The following is a 14,680-nucleotide window of genomic DNA, read 5'->3' on the forward strand; positions in this document are numbered from 1 at the left end:
TAAATGTCGTTACAAAGTTTGTGTCCAACACATTTAAGGGTTCGAGCATGCTGTGAGTCGCTCTCAGAAGTCTCTTGCTTTGGGTAAACGCTGTAAGCTAACAAATTGTTCACGGCAATCCTATTTAGTGTTACCTGGATGCGTCCGCATTGTCAATTTTTAATTAATAAAAAAATTTAAAAATCTGGCATTTGCATGTAAATTGCAGCCCGGGATTAAGTAAGACCAAATAATCTTTTACCAACTGTGTCGGTAACATTCAACGGATTTTGATATGGATAGACGTGATTTTCTGCAAAAAACAGCACTGGCCGCGCCCGTCGCGGGGATGATGCCATCGCTTCATCTGAAAAAGGAAAAACCGGCAGGAAATGTACGTTTAGGATTTATCGGCGTCGGGCTGCGGGGCCGCAACCATGTGGAGCAGGCCCTCTTCCGCCCGGATGTAGAGATCAACGCGATTTGTGACATCGATCCTGAGGCCGTCAATATCACCCTCGATAAAATCAAAAAGGCCGGTCGTAAAGCACCGGTGGTATACTCCAAAGGTGAGGAGGATTTTATGAACCTTGTCAAGCGCGACGATCTCGACGGTGTACTCATCGCTACGCCGTGGCAATGGCACGTACCAATGGCACTGGCTTCGATGAATGCAGGAAAATATACCGCTGTGGAGGTTTCTGCGACCGTAACATTGCAGGAATCGTGGGATTTGGTCAATACTTTCGAAAAGACCGGCTCGCATTGCATGATCCTCGAAAACGTCTGCTACCGCCGTGATGTAATGGCCATCCTGAAAATGATCCGGGCAGGTATCTTCGGCGAAATGACCTACGCGCATTGCGGGTACCAGCACGATTTGCGGGGCATCAAGTTCAACACGGGTAAAAGCAATGAAGGCCACGGTGTCGAATTCGGTACAAAAGGGTTTTCGGAAGCTAAATGGCGTACCCAGCACTCGGTCGACCGAAACGGCGACCTCTACCCTACCCACGGCCTCGGCCCGGTAGCGCATTGGCTAGATATCAACCGGGGTAACTGTTTTACATACCTGACATCCATGGCCACCAAATCGCGAGGTTTGCATAAATATATCGTAGATCACGGCGGGAAGGATCATCCCAATGCGAAAGTAAATTTCAAACTGGGCGACATTGTAACCACGATGATCCAATGCTACAACGGCGAAAACATCGTGCTCATTCACGATACCAATTCGCCTCGTCCCTACTCCCTCGCATTCCGCGCACAGGGTACCGAGGGGATCTGGATGAACGACGGCCACACGATTTACCTCGAAGGCATATCGCCCAAAGAGCATATCGGCGAACCCGATAAGCCATATCTGGACAAAAACGACCACCCGCTTTGGGCAAAATATGCCAAAGAAGCGGAGAATGCCGGCCACGGAGGAATCGATTACTTCGTACTACGCGGATTTGTAGAGGCCATCAAGCGCAAAACCGCCCCGCCGATCGACGTTTATGATGCAGCCGTATGGAGCGCCATTAGTCCGCTTTCCGAACTCTCCATCGCCCGCGGAAGCTCGCCCGTTGAGATCCCGGACTTTACGCGGGGAAAATGGCGAACAAACAAGCGGATATTTGGCCTGAATGATGAATATTGAGTATTATAACAAACCAAATACAGAATAACCTGAACAACCTTTTTCAAATACGACTTAAATGAGCAAAAAGAACAGTTACCTGGGTCCCCTCTTCATTATCGGCATTCTATTCTTTGTGATGGGTTTCGTCACATGGGTTAACGGAACACTGATCACCTTCTTCAAAAAAGCATTCTCCCTCGACAACACCAGTTCCTATCTGGTAACGTTCGCGTTTTTCATTTCCTACACCGTCATGGCGATCCCGTGTTCGATGGTTTTGAAAAAAACCGGTTTCAAAAACGGTATGTCGCTGGCGCTCGGCGTGATGGCAGTAGGTACGCTGATATTCATTCCGGCTGCGGAAATGGCTTCTTATCCATTGTTCCTGGTGGGGCTTTTCACGATCGGGATCGGTCTTACCGTGCTGCAAACCGCCTCTAACCCTTACGCAACGATCCTCGGCCCGCGCGAAAGCGCCGCACAGCGGATCAGCATAATGGGTATTGCCAATAAATCGGCCGGTATTTTCAGCCAGATTATTTTTGGTAAACTGCTCCTCGCAGGCGCGTCTACGGGCGATCCCAAATCGGAGCTTGACAAAGTTGCGATGCCGTATCTGGTATTGACAGCAGTACTTATTGCATTGGCACTCATTATCAGAATGTCGAAAGGGCTTGTGGAAGTAAGTGAAGAAGAGGACGATGCGCCAGTCGCGGCTCAGCAGGCGACAGCCCAGAAAACCAGCGTTTTGCAATTTCCTAACCTTGTGTTGGGCGTACTCGCATTGTTCTGCTATGTAGGTGCAGAGGTGATCGCGGGTGACACGATCATCAGCTATGGTGTTTCGCTCGGCTTTCCTGAGGAAGAGGCCCGTTTGTTCGGGACTTTTACATTGTATGGTATGATGGCAGGCTATTTGCTCGGTATCGTGTTGATACCTAAGTATGTATCGCAACAAGCTTATTTGAAATTCTCGGCTATTCTTGGTTTGGTAGTTACTGTAATCGCGGTCAACTCTACCGGCTTCACTTCCGTGCTTTGCATCGCGATCCTTGGTTTTGCCAACGCGGTAATCTGGCCCGCATTATGGCCATTGGCGTTGAGCGGGCTGGGTAAATTCACAAAAATCGCTTCTGCATTGCTGGTAATGGGTATTTCCGGCGGCGCGGTATTACCTTTGGTGTACGGAAGCATCGCCGACTCGATCGGCAGTACGCAGAAAGCTTACTGGATTTTGGTTCCACTTTACATTTATATGCTGTATTTCGGCTACATAGGCCACAAAAAGAAAAGCTGGTAGTTTAACAATGAGGATTTCAACTCCCGGCCGCATTTGCTTTTTCGGGGAACACCAGGATTATCTGGGGCTCCCCGTAATTGCAGCGGCCATATCGTGTAGGATTAGCGTTGACGGCGGTTATCGCGATGATCAAAAAATAGTATTGCATTTGCCCGATCTGGGCACTCAAGAAGCGTTTTCTCTCGACACAACTTTTCCTTACGTCAAGCCGCGCGACTATTTCCGCAGTACGATCAATGTGGTCAAAAGACGGGGATTAACATTCTCGAAAGGCTTTGAAGCGACTATTCACGGCAATATTCCCATCAATTCGGGCACATCCAGCTCCTCAGCGCTGATTGTTTCGTGGGCGAAGTTTTTGGATCAGTTGAGCGATAATCCGCTCAATTTTTCAAAAAAAGAACTCGGAGAAATTGCCAACGCGGCCGAAGTATTGGAATTCGGCGAGCCCGGTGGCATGATGGATAACTATTCAACCGCCATCGGTAATGTCATTTACCTCGAATCGACGCCGGTCATCAAGGTAGAAGCTCTGACACCCAAGCTCGGCACCTTCGTCCTCGGCGATTCTTTGGAACCGAAGGACACTCTAGGCATTATCGCCCGCTGCCGTTACGGAATGGAAGATGTGATCAAAATCGTCACCGATTACGACCCATCGTTTTCTATTTTTACAACACCCATTGAAAAGTTAGGCGACTACAAATCGCTGCTTTCTAACGACCAGCTCGGCCTGTTGAAAGCCAACATCGAAGACCGGGACATCCTGGTTGAAGGTAAAGCCCTGCTGATCGACAGCGCAGAAGACCACGCAAGCCAGAATTTCGATAAGCATTTCGGCAGCCTGCTCTACAAGCACTACCAAAATCTCCGCGACCACAAACGCACCTCCACCCCGAAAATCGAACGCATGATGAACGCCGCACTCGGTGCCGGCGCATTGGGCGGCAAGATCAACGGCTCGGGCGGAGGCGGCTGCATCTTCGCCTACGCGCCTACCCACGCGGAGGAAGTGGCAGAAGCTATCGAACGCGAAGGCGGGAAGAGTTATATTATTACTGTTGACGAAGGCACCCGGATTGAAGGATAATCGACTCGGGGCGCCTTGTCGCTATTCATCCTTTAATCATTTCGGCCCGGTTAGAACCGCGGCGAGCTTCATATTACCCTGAAAATCAATATAATCGATTCCCAGTGAATCCAGCGATACTCCCCCACAGTTGAAAACGTGCCCAAGCGGCGTACAACCAAATGGCGTCGTTATTGCTAAAAACTGTTGGCCGTGATAAATGTATACTGCGGCATGGTATCCTCCTCCATTTGGCAAAGTATATTTCTTCAAGTGGTCGACAATCCATGGGACTGTTTCCAATGATTCTTTGGTAAAACAGGGTTGATCGATATTTTCAAAACCATCGCTTTCTACGCAGGCAAATGCTGCCAACAGAGTACATATTAGTACGAAGGCAATCCTCATCCGGGTTTTCGTTTTCTTCATGGCTGGTTAGTTTTTTAAGTAGAACATTCGTTGGCTGTTTTCACTGCCAACTATCTTATTTTCCGATCAAAACCCGTTTCGTTTGTACAGTTCCATCCTCGAAAGTTGCCTTCAAAAAGTATGTTCCTTTCAACCCCGCATTCAATTTGACGGTTGTCAGGTTTCCTTCCCCATTTGGTAAATAGTCGTGTAAAACCCGCTGCTGATTATCCAGAAGGCTAATTTTCGTTATCCGGTTGACCTGATTATCCAGATTCACGGCTTGAATATCCTCCGGAGCTTCCGATGAAATTGTGATGACTTCTTCGACCTCAGCCGGGTTGGGATAAACCTGCATTTTAGCACTGCTTGGTTTGAAGAATGTAAACGAATGCCGCGGTGCTCCGCAAAATGCAATTGAAAGACCGCCATTGTTGGAAGGGCCATTGAATGTAAAATTCACTGTACCTGAATTTTGATTGTTGATGATTGTACTCGCGGCCGTTCAAGTAAATGTTGGCCCGGTATCAGGGTCAAGCCCCCAGAATATCTGCATATTATGTGCGCCCCAGGTGGTATTTTGGAAACTTCCGGAAATTAGGTTTCCGTCGAGGTAGACGCTTGTTAATGGCGGAGCGTATTTGCAGGTCCAGTAACTGGATGGGACGCCATAACCGGGCATTACATCGTTTGCATTATGCTTGACGAGCGGTCCCGCCCCCCATTTCGAAATATATTTACCTAAATCATAAGTAGTTACGGCGGAGTGGTCTCCAGAATATCGAACTCGCAGTTTACCCTGAGTTCCACTATAAATGGTCTGAGTATAGCTCGGATTTACACCAGATATATAGGGAGTAACTCCTCCATGTGTCACCTGATCGATACCAATTTTGTTTCCACCTGTTGAAACGTGCCATGCGTAACCATGGCAGTTGTACTGCCGGGTATAGTCATTCAACACCACACAACTCGGCCCATAAAATCCGTTTTTAATATCATTTTGAAACGATTGTAGCTGAGCATTGGTGTTTGGCCAGGCGTCGAGGTATGCGAATAATGCGCTGGGTGGCACTTGTACGCCGTTGGGAGTATTGACTTGTCCCCGGGTTTCTGCTGAGATGATCCCGAGAAGTAAAACATAGGCTGTAAAGTATTTCATTTGATCAATATTTAGCTTCCAATAACACTGTCATCAATTTATTCTGCCCATAGAACTCGTTATAGTGAATGCTCACTTCACCAATCGTTTTCCCATCACAATTAAATATGTAAGACATGGGCGATGAAAGCGACGGATTTTCAAAAGCGAGGTAATACTTATCTCGATACTGATATACCGCGACCCGTAACGGCCCCTGCTTGGGAACCTGGAAAAAGGCCAGTTGATCTTTTATCCAAGGCTCTGTTTCAAGCGACTCCTTTGTGAAGCACGATTCACCCGTCTCGAATTCCTTAATTTCAGTTTCTGTACAAGACGCGCCGATCAACAGAAGTGCAATCTTTATGAAGGCCACCGGCCTAATTATTAACGCATTCCGCCATATTTCAAATAGTCCTAATGCTTTCATAACTTTTGATTTTTAGTGTAGCTTAATGGTTTTTAAGATACTCCGTTAACTTACTCAGCAACAGTTCGATGAGATGCGGTTCCCGCGTAATCAGTCTTTCCCGAAACGCATTAATACGGTCCGCATCATAACTGCTTTCCAATATGTCAACACCTAATGAAAGCATCACCTTATCAAAGATGTAAGCACTAACCGCATCCGAAATGCCGCCAAATACATCCCGATACCGTTGCTTAATGGTCAACTGAGCATACAGTCGCTTCAAAAAGTCAATCCTCTCTTGTGTAGACAGTTGATTCAAAAGCGCATTATCGCTTATCATAATCTCTAAACCAATCCATTTCAGGGAATACGCACCCATTTCCGCGCTATCCGCAAAGGCCTCCATCTTGCTAAAATCTTCCCTGAAATAGATTTCGCAAGCGGCCTTCATTGCGTCAGGCCGCTTCATGAATTCTTCGAACCCATTGAACCCTCCAATGCAAATGCTGACCCTTCCAACGGACTGTCATGTGCTACATAGCTCCGAAAAAACGGATGCTCCATCGTAATCAGCAGCAATTCCTCCGTACTCAGCGTTTTCAGATCAATTCCCGTGATCTGGCAGGCATTCTGCCGTTCGGCGACAGACGTAAGCGCATTCCAGCATTCGGTTCCCGGCTTGCAGGGATAATTCCATTGCAAAGGTGTTTGCGCGGCGAGGCTGAATGAAATCAAAATAATGATCAGGCATAAACTGATTTTTTCCATATAGCTCTGGTTTACATGAGGAATAATACATGCGAGTGTCGCCCTCATTGGGGCGGGAAAACCGGAAAGTTGAGCTATTGATTTGCCGTAGACTGGCGGTGCCTGGCGTGACAAATATTTAACTTTTCAAATACAAAACATAACCATTCTTATCACCAATGAATAACCGGCTCGAATTAATATGGGAACGGTAATAAGATCGAATACCTACTACGCTTATCAGCAACGGTTACAAAGCCGACAGTGAAAATTGAAAAATGCACCATTGGCATTCCAATTGTGTTTTAGTTTTAAGACCTTTGTCGATATGACCATTCAATGACCGTGATCACAGCTTCTGAACAAAAAACCAATATTTACTGCCCATCGCTGACCGCCTATGAACGGCGCAAGACGATCTCCATTCATATCGGCGATATCCCGATGGGCTCCGATTACCCGATCCGCGTGCAGTCGATGACGACAGTGGATACGATGGACACGCAAGGCTCCATCGACGAGGTGATCCGGATGGTGGAATCGGGTTGCGAGTATGTACGCATCACGGCGCCGAGCGTGAAAGAGGCCCAGAATCTGGAAAATATCCGCAACGGACTGCGTAAGCTGGGCATTCAGGTGCCGCTCATCGCCGATATACATTTCACGCCCAATGCCGCCGAACTGGCCGCCCGCATTGTCGAAAAGGTGCGCATTAATCCGGGTAACTATGCCGACCGCAAGCGTTTCGAGGTGATCGATTATACCGATGCTTCCTATGCCGCCGAGCTGGAAAGAATCCGGGAGAAGTTTATACCCCTGGTCAAAATCTGCAAGGAATATGGCACTGCCATGCGCATTGGAACAAACCATGGATCGCTTTCGGACCGTATTTTGAGCCGTTACGGCGATACGCCGCTGGGCATGGTGGAATCGGCGCTGGAATTTTTGCGGATTTGTGAAGAATTCCATTATTACAATATCGCGTTGTCGATGAAGTCGAGCAACACGCAGGTAATGGTGGAAGCCTACCGCTTGCTGGTACAAAGGCTCGACGAGGAGGGTTTGAAGCCTTACCCGCTGCATTTGGGCGTTACCGAGGCTGGCGAGGCGGAAGATGGCCGCATTAAGTCGGCGGTCGGGATCGGGACTTTGCTGGAAGATGGCCTGGGCGATACGGTACGCGTTTCACTGACCGAAGCACCGGAAAAAGAGGCTCCCGTGGCCCGTGCGTTAATCGAACGGTATACAACGCGTGCGACGCACGCGCCCATAGAGCCGATCGACCATTGCCCGATCAACCCATTCCAGTATACGCGCCGTGATACCGGGGAAGTTTACAATATCGGTCATTTGAATGTGCCACGTGTGATTGCCGACTATTCCAATATCGAGGTCCAGCAATTGGATGACCTCAAAAGCATTGGCCACTTCTTCCTTCCGGTCCCTGATAAATGGGCCATGAACGACCAGGGGGCCGACTTCATTTACACAGGCCGAAAACCGGTGCCTTTCATGCTACCCAATGGCCTGCGCGAAATTCTTGACTATCCCCAGTGGCAGGTACACGTTGAAAAGCACATTAAATTCCCACTATTCGATGCAGCGGAATGGAATTCGGCAACGGAAGTTTCTTCCGAACTCAATTTTATTAAAGGAGATATCCACGCATTCGACGAAGCATTTCTAAATGCTATTTCAGACAAAAACAACATTGTACTCGTGCTTCACACGCATAATGCGCATGCGATGCCGGAAATGCGGAGGTTCTTCTATAAACTGACAGAGCTTCGCATTAAAACGCCGGTAATCATTAACCGGAGCTATGAAACAGACCTTGGCGACAAACTGACATTATATTCCGCAACAGACATCGGTGGTTTGCTCGTGGACGGTTTCGGTGATGGAACGTTACTTTCGCCTGAGTTTGCGGAAGGCACGGAGCACGCCGATAAACTGAAAGCCGCCGCTTCCTATAACAGCATTGCATTCGGTATTTTGCAGGCGGCGCGCACGCGGATGTCAAAAACGGAATACATTTCCTGCCCTTCCTGCGGACGTACCTTGTTCGATTTGCAGGAGACTACGGCGATGATCCGCAAGCATACGGAGCATTTGAAAGGTGTGAAAATCGGTATAATGGGCTGTATTGTAAACGGCCCGGGCGAAATGGCCGATGCAGACTACGGTTACGTAGGTATGGGCAAGGACAAAATTGCGTTGTACCGCGGGCAGGAAGTGATCAAGCGGTCGGTGCATTCATCCAAAGCGGTGGAAGAGCTGATCGAGCTGATCCGGGAAGATGGCCGGTGGATTGAGCCGGAGGAACGTGAAATTTTGGTTTAAACAATACAATGAAAAAATACTTTCAACTGGGCGAAGTGTTTTCCTACTTCATTCGCGTCTTCAAAAAACGCGACCCGAATAACCCCGATTCGTTCAACCTGCGCATGATGCACGGGATCAACCGTATCTCGATCGTCATGTTCCTGATTTGTGTCATTATCATGATTGTCAGAGCCTTAACACGATGAACCTTGAAACGCTGCGGGACTACTGCCTGAAATTACCCGGCGTAACGGAAGAACTGCCGTTCGGTCCGGACACACTGGTTTTTAAAGTAATGGGAAAGGTCTTCCTGCTCACACCGCTCGACACGCCGCAGCATCAGTTCAATGCGAAATGCGACCCGGAAAAGGCCGAAGAACTAAGAGAAAAATATCCCGACGTGAAGCCGGGATATCATATGAATAAAAAGCATTGGAATACCGTGTATGTGACGGGCAGCATTCCGAGTGATGAGCTGTTCAGCTGGGTGAAAGATTCCTATGACCTGGTAGCGGCCAGTTTGCCCAAGAAAACGCAGGAAGAATTGAAAAACATTGGCTGACAAACCTTTCCTACGGTGCGGAGCACCGCAATAATTGTGGTTGCAATTATCTATTTCGCCGCCTTCATCTCCTCATCCAGGCGCTTGCTCAAAGTATCGCAAACCCCTTCGATCATGTCAGCCATGCCGCGGTCGTTGGTAGCCGTCAGCAAAGTGTCCGCGATACCGCTCATAAGTTCGATATAGAAGCGCTTCATTTCAAAAACTTCCATATCCTTGGTCCAGAGGTCGATTTTCAGCGTTCCGCGGTGGTAATGGTCCCACACACCGATCGCGATCGCGCGGGTGTCGTTGATACCCTCGTTCGGGTTGTCGGTAGCGTCCCAAAAGATCTTTTCCGGTATATTTTTTTCGTCAAGTTCAACGGTGAAATGTATTTCTGACTTTTTCATATTGAGGTGTTAATTTTTACAAAAGTAAGCAAAACTCATTTGCCTGCCTGCTTGAACACTTTTTTCAGCAAATCGGTCACCCGGGCACCCGGATTTTCGCGGATTTTCTTTTCCTCCTGTGCAATCAGTACGTACAGGCCGTCGATCGTCTTTTGTGTAGCATACTGTTTCAAATCAGGATTCACCTTTTTGACCAATGGGATCTGGTTGTAAGTTTTGACTATGTCGGCGTAGTATTCAGTGGCCTTATTGAGATTCAAAGTACTGTCGACAACCGGAAAGAACGTTTTGAAAAGCTCATCGTTGGTCGATTTCTTCAAATACTGCGTGGCAGCATCGTCCTGGCCTTTCAAAATGCTCAGCGCGTCGGGTACCGTCATCGAAGTAATCGCTTTCACGAAAATCGGTTTGGATTTCTTGGCGGCATCTTCGGCAGCGCGGTTGAGCGACAATGTAAATTTATCGACCTCGGCACCAAGGCCCATTTTGCGCAATGCATCCGCAACTTTCTGCGCTTCCGGCGGTACCGCGATTTTGATCAGCTCGTTTTTAAAGAAGCCATCCACTTTTGAAGCCGACTCCGAACCGTTGCTGATGCCTACATTCAATGCCTCTTTCAAACCCAGAACAATCTCATTCTCACTGAGTCCGTCACTCTTTCCACTACCCTTGCCGAGCAGCTTTCCGAGGTTGAACTGAGCTTGTGAGGTATGTCCTAAAATGAGCCAAAACAGCGTTAACGAAAGGATTTTGTATTTCATTACAATAGAGTTTGTTAATATTTCACTACGGTTCAAACGTACTCAATAACGATTAATTTTACTTATTTTTGGGAAAATAACGGTCCCATTTAACCTGTTCTCAACCTATGATTTCCTCTGCCAGGGCTGAAATAATCACGATCGGTGACGAGATTCTTTTTGGTCAGATCGTCGACACGAATACACAATGGATTGGCACCCAACTCACTGACATCGGCATCCGTCCGGCAAGGAAAACATCCGTTGGCGACAATAAGCAGGACATTCTCGACGCGCTCACGCAGGCGAGCCAGCGGGTGAATGTAGTGATCGTAACGGGCGGCCTCGGGCCCACGCGTGACGATATTACCAAGCATACTTTCTGCGAATACTTCGGCACAGAACTGGAAATCAACCCGGAGGCCCTTGCATTGGTCACCGAGTTCTTCGCTAAACGCGGCCGCGCCATGACCGAAATGAACACTCAGCAGGCAGCTCTCCCCAAAAATGCTACCTACATCCCGAACCTTTGGGGTACCGCCCCAGGCATGTGGTTCGAAAAAGATCAGGTCATTTACGTTTCGCTGCCCGGCGTGCCTTATGAAATGAAGAACTTAATGGAGTTTGAGATTCTGCCAAGACTGAAAGCGCGGTTTTCGACCCATATTATCCAGCACAAGCAAATCCGCACAATTGGCATCGGCGAATCCTTCCTCGCCGAGAAAATTTCCGCCTGGGAAGACGCATTGCCCGAGCATATTAAGCTGGCCTATCTGCCCCATTTCGGCCAGGTAAAGCTCCGGCTTACCGGCACCGGAACGGACCAGGCCGTTTTGGAAAAGCAGCTGGACGAACAAGTAGCATTGGTACTCCCGCTGATCGAAGAATATGTTTTTGGCTATGATTCGGATGAACTGGAAACGGTGATAGGAACATTGCTGATGAGCAATAATGCAACCATCGGTACCGCGGAAAGCTGCACAGGCGGATATGTAGCCAATCAGATTACGAGCATTCCGGGCTCATCGCGCTATTACGAAGGCTCGGTGGTAAGTTACAGCAATGATGTAAAAATGAGTGTGCTCGGTGTCTCGCGCGAAACGCTGGAAGCCTATGGCGCGGTGAGCGAACAAACTGCCCGCGAAATGGCCGAAGGTGCAAGGCGTGTACTGAATACGACATTCGCTATTTCCACAACCGGTATCGCCGGCCCCGATGGCGGCACGGCGGAAAAGCCGGTGGGTACGGTATGGATCGCCTGCGCGACGCCGGAGGAGACATTTACCCAGCTCCTGACACTACGGAACAACAGAAAAATCAATATAGAACTAACCTGTTCTTACGCACTCAATCTGCTGAGAAAAACCATTTTAAAGACTTCTCTCGCGGTAAAAGGATAAACGAAGATCAGGACCACAGAGGTAACGAAAGCATGTTTTCCTTACCTTCGAAAAAACACCCAGTATGAAAATAGTTGAAATGGTAATGCCTCCGATGGGGGAAAGCATCATGGAATGCACCGTGCTACACCTGCTTGCAGAAGAAGGTGCAAAGGTGCGCATCGATGACTCCATCCTGGAAGTGGCTACCGATAAAGTAGATACCGAAGTCCCCTGCCCTTACGAGGGAACACTCACCAAATGGCTTGTCAAAGTCGACGACGTGGTGCCGATCGGCAGCGCTGTAGCACAAATTGAAGTGGCCGATGACGTAGTTGCACAGGATGCAGGCTCACCGGTGCTGGTAGGTGTAGAAGAAGACATTGACGTGGCTGCGACGGTAACCGCACTTGAAAAAGATTTCCAAACGGCTGTTAGCAGAACGCCAGAGCCGGCTTATGAATATGCTCCGGCCAATTCTGAAGTCAATTCGTTCTATTCTCCACTTGTGCTAAGCATTGCGCGTGAGGAACAGATTCCAGTCGATGAACTGAAGGTAATTAAAGGAACCGGGCTCGAAAACCGCGTTACAAAGGACGATATTCTGTCGTATGTCGAACATCGTCGAAAAAAAGGCCCTGCGATTCCCCCAGCTCCGACCACTTCGCTGAACGGCAGCAATGAGATCATCGAAATGGACCGTATGCGGAAGATGATTTCGCAACGGATGGTGGAGTCGAAACGGATTTCGGCGCACGTTACTTCATTCATCGAAACGGATATGACGCCGGTGGTAGGCTGGCGCGAGCACGTGAAGACCGAGTACCGCAAGAAGACTGGCGATAGCATCACCTTCACTCCTATTCTGATCGAAGCGGTGGTGAAGGCGATTAAGGATTACCCGCTGATCAACATTTCGGTGGAGGGCGACAAGATCATTAAAAAGAAAGACATTAATATAGGAATGGCTGTGGCCTTGCCGGATGGAAACCTCATCGTGCCGGTCATTCACAATGCCGACCGGTACGATCTGCCAGGTCTCGCGCGCAAGGTGAACGACCTCGCCAAGCGCGCACGGGAGAACCGCCTGAAAGCCGACGACCTTGCCGGAGGAACTTACACCGTTTCCAACATCGGTGCGTTCTCGAACCTGATGGGCACGCCGATTATCGTGCAGCCGCAGGTGGCAATAATGGCATTTGGGGCTATTAAAAAGAAACCTGCCGTGATTGAAACACCCCAGGGCGACCTGATCGGTATCCGCAGCATGATGTTCGTCTCGCATTCGTACGACCACCGCGTGGTGGACGGCTCGCTGGGCGGCTTGTTCCTTAAACGTGTGAACGATTACCTCGAAAATTTCGACATTAGCCGAACCATAATCTGATGCTGAGATTGACCCTCGACATGGACGATGTGCTGGCGAACACCCACGAAAAGCTGGTCGACATTGTCCTTGCCGATTTTTCGACCACATTGCACCGCGAGGATTTTCAAACCAAAGGTTTGCGGGAATTGCTGCATCCGAAACAGCTTTCGAAGCTGCATAAGATCATGGATACGCCCGGTTTTTTCGCAGATATCGAGGTAAAGGAAGGGGCTATTGAAACGGTTCACAAGCTTTCAAAGTACTATGAATTGTTCGTGGCGACGGCCTGCATGGAATTTCCGAACTCGTTCCGCGACAAGTTCGATTGGCTCAAAAAACACTTTCCATTTATCCCGTGGACGAATGTGGTTTTTTGTGGGTATAAAAGCATTATCCAGTCGGACTACCTGATAGACGACCATGTACGCAACCTGGCGGCGTTCAAAGGGAAAGGCATTCTTTTTTCATCCCCGCACAACCTCCGTGAAACAGCCTACAAGCGCGTTTCAAACTGGAAGGAAGTGTCGGAATTATTTTTGCACAGCGTATGAAACTGTTACTGATCGAGGACGAGCCAAAAACACTGCAGTCGATACGGCAAGGGCTGGAAGAGAATGGGTATGAAGTCGATATTGCCTACGACGGGCTGATTGGAAAACAGCTCGCGCGCAGCAACGTTTATCAGCTCATTATCAGCGACATTATCATTCCCGGTATTAACGGCATAGAACTTTGCCGCGAAATCCGCAGCTGGGGCGACGAGACGCCGATATTAATGCTCACCGCCCTCGGTACGACCGACGATAAAGTAACGGGCCTCGACGCCGGCGCGGACGATTACCTCGTCAAACCATTTGAATTTAAAGAACTCCTCGCACGCGTACGCGCCCTCACGAAGCGCGGCTCGACCGTTTCTCACACAGCGCAGGTGTTGCGTTTTGCAGACCTGGAAGTTTCGCTGGATGCGAAAACCGTTTATCGCTCGGGGAATAAGATCAATCTGACGGCGCGGGAGTTCAATCTGCTGGTGTATCTCATCCGTAATCAGGGAAGGGTTATCTCAAAGGTCGAGATCGCCGAGCAGGTCTGGGATATCGGTTTCGACACGGGTACCAATGTCATTGAAGTATATGTAAATTACCTTCGCAAGAAGATCGACAAAGATTATCCCGTGAAACTCATCCACACGCAATTTGGAATGGGTTATGTGCTCAAAGTAGAATAAGC

The 14,680-nt window shown here is 48.8% G+C and carries 18 protein-coding genes; 10 read left to right on the forward strand and 8 right to left on the reverse strand.

The annotated features are described in order from the left end of the window. The first annotated feature begins 331 nt into the window (after nucleotides 1-331). Genes AC2YIT_RS27280 through AC2YIT_RS27290 form a run of 3 tightly spaced genes read left to right on the forward strand, consistent with a single transcriptional unit; the run spans nucleotide 332 to nucleotide 3,999 of the window. Nucleotides 332-1,627 (forward strand): Gfo/Idh/MocA family protein, encoded by a 1,296-nt coding sequence (locus AC2YIT_RS27280; RefSeq protein ID WP_487281363.1) that lies wholly within the window; start codon nucleotides 332-334, stop codon nucleotides 1,625-1,627. Nucleotides 1,628-1,685: 58 nt separating this feature from the next. Continuing rightward, nucleotides 1,686-2,909: a sugar MFS transporter gene (locus tag AC2YIT_RS27285; RefSeq protein WP_430846165.1), complete on the forward strand. Its 1,224-nt coding sequence runs from the start codon at nucleotides 1,686-1,688 to the stop codon at nucleotides 2,907-2,909. A 7-nt stretch (nucleotides 2,910-2,916) separates the two neighbouring features. Next, nucleotides 2,917-3,999 (forward strand): GHMP family kinase ATP-binding protein, encoded by a 1,083-nt coding sequence (locus AC2YIT_RS27290; RefSeq protein ID WP_487281298.1) that lies wholly within the window; start codon nucleotides 2,917-2,919, stop codon nucleotides 3,997-3,999. Nucleotides 4,000-4,035: 36 nt separating this feature from the next. Here AC2YIT_RS27290 and AC2YIT_RS27295 read toward each other — a convergent pair whose 3' ends face one another. The 6 genes from AC2YIT_RS27295 to AC2YIT_RS27320 are packed head-to-tail and all read right to left on the reverse strand — an operon-like array spanning nucleotide 4,036 to nucleotide 6,707. Continuing rightward, a complete protein-coding gene (locus AC2YIT_RS27295) occupies nucleotides 4,036-4,407 on the reverse strand; it encodes a hypothetical protein (protein WP_487281299.1) in 372 nt (123 codons plus the stop codon). Between the two features lie 55 nt (nucleotides 4,408-4,462). Beyond that, the gene (locus tag AC2YIT_RS27300) at nucleotides 4,463-4,849 is read right to left on the reverse strand and encodes a T9SS type A sorting domain-containing protein (protein WP_487281300.1); all 387 of its coding nucleotides are present in this window, start codon (nucleotides 4,847-4,849) and stop codon (nucleotides 4,463-4,465) included. A gap of 42 nt (nucleotides 4,850-4,891) precedes the next feature. Beyond that, nucleotides 4,892-5,548: a hypothetical protein gene (locus AC2YIT_RS27305; RefSeq protein WP_487281301.1), complete on the reverse strand. Its 657-nt coding sequence runs from the start codon at nucleotides 5,546-5,548 to the stop codon at nucleotides 4,892-4,894. 4 nt (nucleotides 5,549-5,552) lie between these two features. Then, entirely contained in the window at nucleotides 5,553-5,957 is a 405-nt protein-coding gene (locus AC2YIT_RS27310; RefSeq protein WP_430846159.1) for a hypothetical protein, read from the reverse strand. A 22-nt stretch (nucleotides 5,958-5,979) separates the two neighbouring features. After that, nucleotides 5,980-6,408: a hypothetical protein gene (locus tag AC2YIT_RS27315; RefSeq protein WP_487281302.1), complete on the reverse strand. Its 429-nt coding sequence runs from the start codon at nucleotides 6,406-6,408 to the stop codon at nucleotides 5,980-5,982. After that, nucleotides 6,405-6,707, reverse strand: coding sequence for a hypothetical protein (locus AC2YIT_RS27320; protein WP_487281303.1), 303 nt, complete (start codon nucleotides 6,705-6,707; stop codon nucleotides 6,405-6,407). The genes AC2YIT_RS27315 and AC2YIT_RS27320 overlap by 4 nt, the downstream gene beginning before the upstream one ends. A gap of 318 nt (nucleotides 6,708-7,025) precedes the next feature. Here AC2YIT_RS27320 and ispG point away from each other — a divergent pair, with 318 nt between their 5' ends. Genes ispG through AC2YIT_RS27335 form a run of 3 tightly spaced genes read left to right on the forward strand, consistent with a single transcriptional unit; the run spans nucleotide 7,026 to nucleotide 9,573 of the window. Next, on the forward strand, nucleotides 7,026-9,029 hold the full coding sequence (ispG, locus tag AC2YIT_RS27325; RefSeq protein ID WP_487281304.1) for a (E)-4-hydroxy-3-methylbut-2-enyl-diphosphate synthase: 2,004 nt from the start codon (nucleotides 7,026-7,028) through the stop codon (nucleotides 9,027-9,029). 8 nt (nucleotides 9,030-9,037) lie between these two features. After that, nucleotides 9,038-9,217, forward strand: coding sequence for a DUF6728 family protein (locus AC2YIT_RS27330; protein ID WP_090379576.1), 180 nt, complete (start codon nucleotides 9,038-9,040; stop codon nucleotides 9,215-9,217). Further along, on the forward strand, nucleotides 9,214-9,573 hold the full coding sequence (locus tag AC2YIT_RS27335; RefSeq protein WP_430846152.1) for an MmcQ/YjbR family DNA-binding protein: 360 nt from the start codon (nucleotides 9,214-9,216) through the stop codon (nucleotides 9,571-9,573). Before AC2YIT_RS27330 ends, AC2YIT_RS27335 begins: the two co-directional genes overlap by 4 nt. Before the next feature lie 50 nt (nucleotides 9,574-9,623). On the opposite strand, the gene gldC is transcribed toward AC2YIT_RS27335, so the two are convergent. Continuing rightward, the gene (gldC, locus tag AC2YIT_RS27340; RefSeq protein ID WP_106595357.1) at nucleotides 9,624-9,965 is read right to left on the reverse strand and encodes a gliding motility protein GldC; all 342 of its coding nucleotides are present in this window, start codon (nucleotides 9,963-9,965) and stop codon (nucleotides 9,624-9,626) included. Nucleotides 9,966-10,000: 35 nt separating this feature from the next. Next, nucleotides 10,001-10,726: a DUF4197 domain-containing protein gene (locus AC2YIT_RS27345; protein WP_487281305.1), complete on the reverse strand. Its 726-nt coding sequence runs from the start codon at nucleotides 10,724-10,726 to the stop codon at nucleotides 10,001-10,003. Nucleotides 10,727-10,833: 107 nt separating this feature from the next. Here AC2YIT_RS27345 and AC2YIT_RS27350 point away from each other — a divergent pair, with 107 nt between their 5' ends. The 4 genes from AC2YIT_RS27350 (at nucleotide 10,834) to AC2YIT_RS27365 (ending at nucleotide 14,678) form a co-directional block, all read left to right on the forward strand. Next, nucleotides 10,834-12,105, forward strand: coding sequence for a competence/damage-inducible protein A (locus tag AC2YIT_RS27350; protein WP_487281306.1), 1,272 nt, complete (start codon nucleotides 10,834-10,836; stop codon nucleotides 12,103-12,105). A gap of 64 nt (nucleotides 12,106-12,169) precedes the next feature. Then, the gene (locus AC2YIT_RS27355; RefSeq protein ID WP_487281307.1) at nucleotides 12,170-13,471 is read left to right on the forward strand and encodes a dihydrolipoamide acetyltransferase family protein; all 1,302 of its coding nucleotides are present in this window, start codon (nucleotides 12,170-12,172) and stop codon (nucleotides 13,469-13,471) included. Further along, on the forward strand, nucleotides 13,471-14,004 hold the full coding sequence (locus AC2YIT_RS27360) for a 5' nucleotidase, NT5C type (RefSeq protein ID WP_430846144.1): 534 nt from the start codon (nucleotides 13,471-13,473) through the stop codon (nucleotides 14,002-14,004). The genes AC2YIT_RS27355 and AC2YIT_RS27360 overlap by 1 nt, the downstream gene beginning before the upstream one ends. Further along, nucleotides 14,001-14,678 carry a response regulator gene (locus AC2YIT_RS27365; protein ID WP_291202765.1) on the forward strand — a complete coding sequence of 226 codons (678 nt, stop codon included), beginning with the start codon at nucleotides 14,001-14,003 and terminating at the stop codon, nucleotides 14,676-14,678. Before AC2YIT_RS27360 ends, AC2YIT_RS27365 begins: the two co-directional genes overlap by 4 nt. Nucleotides 14,679-14,680 lie beyond the last annotated feature (2 nt).

The organism is Dyadobacter sp. SRI_021, assembly GCF_057586235.1.

Excerpts from the sequence above, each read along its gene's own strand:
- AC2YIT_RS27280 (WP_487281363.1), top strand. The coding sequence starts at position 332 with ATGCCATCGCTTCATCTGAAAAAGGAAAAACCGGCAGGAAATGTACGT.
- AC2YIT_RS27285 (WP_430846165.1), top strand. The coding sequence starts at position 1,686 with ATGAGCAAAAAGAACAGTTACCTGGGTCCCCTCTTCATTATCGGCATT.
- AC2YIT_RS27290 (WP_487281298.1), top strand. The coding sequence starts at position 2,917 with ATGAGGATTTCAACTCCCGGCCGCATTTGCTTTTTCGGGGAACACCAG.
- AC2YIT_RS27295 (WP_487281299.1), bottom strand. The coding sequence starts at position 4,407 with ATGAAGAAAACGAAAACCCGGATGAGGATTGCCTTCGTACTAATATGT.
- AC2YIT_RS27305 (WP_487281301.1), bottom strand. The coding sequence starts at position 5,548 with ATGAAATACTTTACAGCCTATGTTTTACTTCTCGGGATCATCTCAGCA.
- AC2YIT_RS27310 (WP_430846159.1), bottom strand. The coding sequence starts at position 5,957 with ATGAAAGCATTAGGACTATTTGAAATATGGCGGAATGCGTTAATAATT.
- AC2YIT_RS27315 (WP_487281302.1), bottom strand. The coding sequence starts at position 6,408 with ATGAAGCGGCCTGACGCAATGAAGGCCGCTTGCGAAATCTATTTCAGG.
- AC2YIT_RS27320 (WP_487281303.1), bottom strand. The coding sequence starts at position 6,707 with ATGGAAAAAATCAGTTTATGCCTGATCATTATTTTGATTTCATTCAGC.
- ispG (WP_487281304.1), top strand. The coding sequence starts at position 7,026 with ATGACCGTGATCACAGCTTCTGAACAAAAAACCAATATTTACTGCCCA.
- AC2YIT_RS27330 (WP_090379576.1), top strand. The coding sequence starts at position 9,038 with ATGAAAAAATACTTTCAACTGGGCGAAGTGTTTTCCTACTTCATTCGC.
- AC2YIT_RS27335 (WP_430846152.1), top strand. The coding sequence starts at position 9,214 with ATGAACCTTGAAACGCTGCGGGACTACTGCCTGAAATTACCCGGCGTA.
- gldC (WP_106595357.1), bottom strand. The coding sequence starts at position 9,965 with ATGAAAAAGTCAGAAATACATTTCACCGTTGAACTTGACGAAAAAAAT.
- AC2YIT_RS27345 (WP_487281305.1), bottom strand. The coding sequence starts at position 10,726 with ATGAAATACAAAATCCTTTCGTTAACGCTGTTTTGGCTCATTTTAGGA.
- AC2YIT_RS27350 (WP_487281306.1), top strand. The coding sequence starts at position 10,834 with ATGATTTCCTCTGCCAGGGCTGAAATAATCACGATCGGTGACGAGATT.
- AC2YIT_RS27355 (WP_487281307.1), top strand. The coding sequence starts at position 12,170 with ATGAAAATAGTTGAAATGGTAATGCCTCCGATGGGGGAAAGCATCATG.
- AC2YIT_RS27360 (WP_430846144.1), top strand. The coding sequence starts at position 13,471 with ATGCTGAGATTGACCCTCGACATGGACGATGTGCTGGCGAACACCCAC.
- AC2YIT_RS27365 (WP_291202765.1), top strand. The coding sequence starts at position 14,001 with ATGAAACTGTTACTGATCGAGGACGAGCCAAAAACACTGCAGTCGATA.